This is a genomic window from Streptomyces sp. NPDC059456, from assembly GCF_042750055.1.
GTDB lineage: Bacteria > Actinomycetota > Actinomycetes > Streptomycetales > Streptomycetaceae > Streptomyces.
Map to the genome: position 1 here is coordinate 1 of NZ_JBHYVA010000332.1, position 2893 is coordinate 2893.

General features: G+C 70.9%; 4 protein-coding genes. 2 read left to right on the forward strand and 2 right to left on the reverse strand.

Features of this window, described 5'->3' with window-relative positions; all coding sequences use genetic code 11:
- The first annotated feature begins 216 nt into the window (after positions 1–216).
- Positions 217–726, forward strand: a complete 510-nt coding sequence (locus ACFXA3_RS25480; protein ID WP_385190531.1) for a hypothetical protein — start codon at positions 217–219, stop codon at positions 724–726.
- An 8-nt stretch (positions 727–734) separates the two neighbouring features.
- Here ACFXA3_RS25480 and ACFXA3_RS25485 read toward each other — a convergent pair whose 3' ends face one another.
- Positions 735–959, reverse strand: a complete 225-nt coding sequence (locus ACFXA3_RS25485) for a DUF2277 domain-containing protein (RefSeq protein WP_385190534.1) — start codon at positions 957–959, stop codon at positions 735–737.
- Between the two features lie 15 nt (positions 960–974).
- Complete coding sequence (locus ACFXA3_RS25490; RefSeq protein WP_385190537.1) at positions 975–1595, reverse strand: hypothetical protein; 621 nt, start codon at positions 1593–1595, stop codon at positions 975–977.
- A gap of 400 nt (positions 1596–1995) precedes the next feature.
- Here ACFXA3_RS25490 and ACFXA3_RS25495 point away from each other — a divergent pair, with 400 nt between their 5' ends.
- Complete coding sequence (locus ACFXA3_RS25495; protein WP_385190539.1) at positions 1996–2700, forward strand: hypothetical protein; 705 nt, start codon at positions 1996–1998, stop codon at positions 2698–2700.
- The last annotated feature ends 193 nt before the right edge of the window (positions 2701–2893 follow it).

Below are 2893 nucleotides of genomic sequence, written 5' to 3' on the forward strand. Positions count from 1 at the left end.
GCCCCGGCCCGCGCGTCCGGGCCGCCCGCACCCGCACGCCCGGGCCCGGACCATGCGTCCGGTTCCCCCGGGCGGAGCAGCGGCTCACCCGTTCACCCGGCCCCGATCGCCGCCCCGGGCCCGGGCTCCTAGCGTCCTCAGCACGGCGTGCAGCCGAATCCGCGTCACATCCGTGCCCTGGCCGCGCCGTTTCGAGGAGCCCGAGGAGTTCTCTCCATGCCCGCCACGCCGCTCGCCCAGCCGTCGAACCGCCGCCTCCTGGCAAGGGTCGCGGCCGCGACCCTCGTCCTCGCCGCGGCCGCTCCCGTCACCGTCGCCCACGCCGCTTCGCCTTCCGCCGGCGTCTCCCCGACCGTCGTGGCCCCAGGCGGGCGGGTCAGCCTGAACCTCACCGGCTGCGGGACGAAGACCGGCCTGGCCTCGTCGACCGCCTTCGGCGAGATGCGGCTGGCCCCCGGCAACCTCGAAGCCACCAGTCTCGTCGGCAGCGCCACCGTGTACGGCAACGCCCCCGCGGGGGCGTACACGGTCACCTTCGAGTGCGGCGGCGCCGGTGGCCAGCGCGTCACCACCTCCCTCCAGGTCTCCCCCGGCGGGGCGCGCGGCGGCGTGGGCGGCAGCGTCGGCACGGCGAGCCCGGGGCTGATCGCGCTGGGCGGCACCCTGGCCGCGGGCGCGCTCGGCACCGGCATCCGGATCTTGCGCCGCCGCTCCCGTACGGCCTGATCCGCCGTCTAGGCGGTGGCGACCGCGCCTCTGACCTGCAGTCCGTCCAGCAGGTCCCGGGTTGCCTCGGCGATCGCGTCCACGGCGGCCTCGAAGACCTCCTGGTTGTGCGCGGCGGGCGCCCGGAACCCGGACACCTTCCGTACGTACTGCAGGGCGGCGGCGCGGATCTCCTCCTCGGTGGCCTTGGCGGGGATGGCGGGCGGGCGCAGGGTCTTGATGGAACGGCACATACCCCCACTATGGCGCTACCGGGGCAGCTCGGCCCCGGACAGTTTCATGATCAGGCCTGCTTGGAGGCGCGCCCGCAGCTCGGGGTCCGCGACCTCGTCGAGCAGCTCGACGGCCCGCTGCAGGGCGGCGGCGGCCCTGCGGTCCTCGCGCAGGGAGGTGGTCTGGGTGGCCATGTGCCGCAGCGCGATGTCGGCCCGCCGGTGGAACAGCTGCCCGACGAGGGTGACGACGAGCCCCACGGAGCTGGTGACGACCCCGAGGTACAGGTCTCCGGTGCTCTCGGCCTTCCACACGGCGAGTGCCACTCCGAGGAGCAGGATCGCGGCGCCCGCGCCGGCGAACCGCTGGCTGGTGGCGAAGCTGCTGCGCGCCTGTGTCAGCCCGTACGCGTAGTACTCCACCAGCACGGACGTGAACTCGGCGTCGCCGTGCCCCTCCCGCCCGGGTTGTGTCCGCCCGACATCGGCGTACTTGGGATCCGCCGCGCCCGGCGGCGCCTGCGCCACCTGCGCGAGCAGCCGGGCCCGCTCGGCGTCCCGCCGCTGCTCGAAGCTGCGGCTCTCCCTCGCCCACCCGGCCACGACCACGGCCGCCAGCACCACCACCACGCCGCCCGCTGCAAGCCACTCCCCCACCCCCGCCCCATCCCCCACCCGGCCCCGGCCAAACCCCGCACGGCCCGGCTGCCGTCGGCCGGAGACGTCGACGGCTGCCAACCGTGATCGGTCGGGGGGCCTTCGTGCTGGTGGGTGTGGACGGTTCGAACCGCCGGCATCCGCTTTGCTCAGGGACCAGCCGCTGCCCCGGGGCCGCGCCCACATGGCCGCCCCCGGGTGGTCAAGATCCGCCCCGTGCTGAATCGTCGGTGGCGAAGACGGAGAACGGGAGAGGGAAATGCCTCGGTCTGTCCGGCGAACCTGGCGGGTTGCAACGCCTTCGTCCGGTACGGAGCGGATGTCGGCCTGGGCGGCAGTAGCGGGCGCCACCGTTGCGGTCATAGCCACTGCGATATCTCTCTTCTCGACACTGGTCGCCGTGCACACATCGCAAGGAATTGCCGATGCGCAGCAGCAGAACGCGGCGCGCACCGAGATATCCAGCTACGTCGTACAGATGAGCGAAATGGATCGTACGGGTGGATCCGGCCGCCGGAACGAGATCGTCACGCTCGCCAGGCAGGTGGATGCCCTGGTCTCTCAGTACGGGCAGAGACGGCTGAACATCAGCGCATCGACCTACAGACTGATTGGCCTCTTCCTGGCACTTTCGACTACGGACCTTGAACTTGCGGCCCGCATGGCCAACCGGGCATTGGAACTCGCCGCCCACGAGACGATCGATGGCGCCGGGATCCCGCGGATGAACGATCCGCTCGAAGCACTCCAAGCCCATCGCGTGCTCGGTGACGTAGCCGCCCAGAACCTCAATTTCGACACGATGACGAAAGAGTACGAGGCGGCGCTGGAGATATCCGAACGAGAGGGGAAACGCAACCGGTACATAGCCATGGAAGCCCGCAGATACACCCGCGCATACTGGTCCCTGAGCGCAATCATGCTGGTTGACGACTTGCCACATCCCACAAATGCGGAATGTTCCGAAGTGCGGCGCCGCACAGAACTGGCGCGCGCGGACTTCGACGCACTGAAAAGAAATCCCGAGATCGCGCGCCGGGCAAGGCGGATAGAAAACGACGTGTGCGCTGCGGGGGTCGACCTTTCCGAGCTCAAGAAGGATTGACCTGCGACTCTGCCCAGGGTGGTCGGAGTCCTCCGTACTCGCAGATCGCCGTCGCCGTGAACGTCTGCACCCACGTCGTCCAAGACCCGCACCGTGGGGTGGCCGGTGGGCAGGGACCGGTTGTCGAGGACTCGGCGCGGTCAGCCCCGTTGCCGTCGGCCGGAGACGCAGAAGGCCCCCAACCGTGATCGGT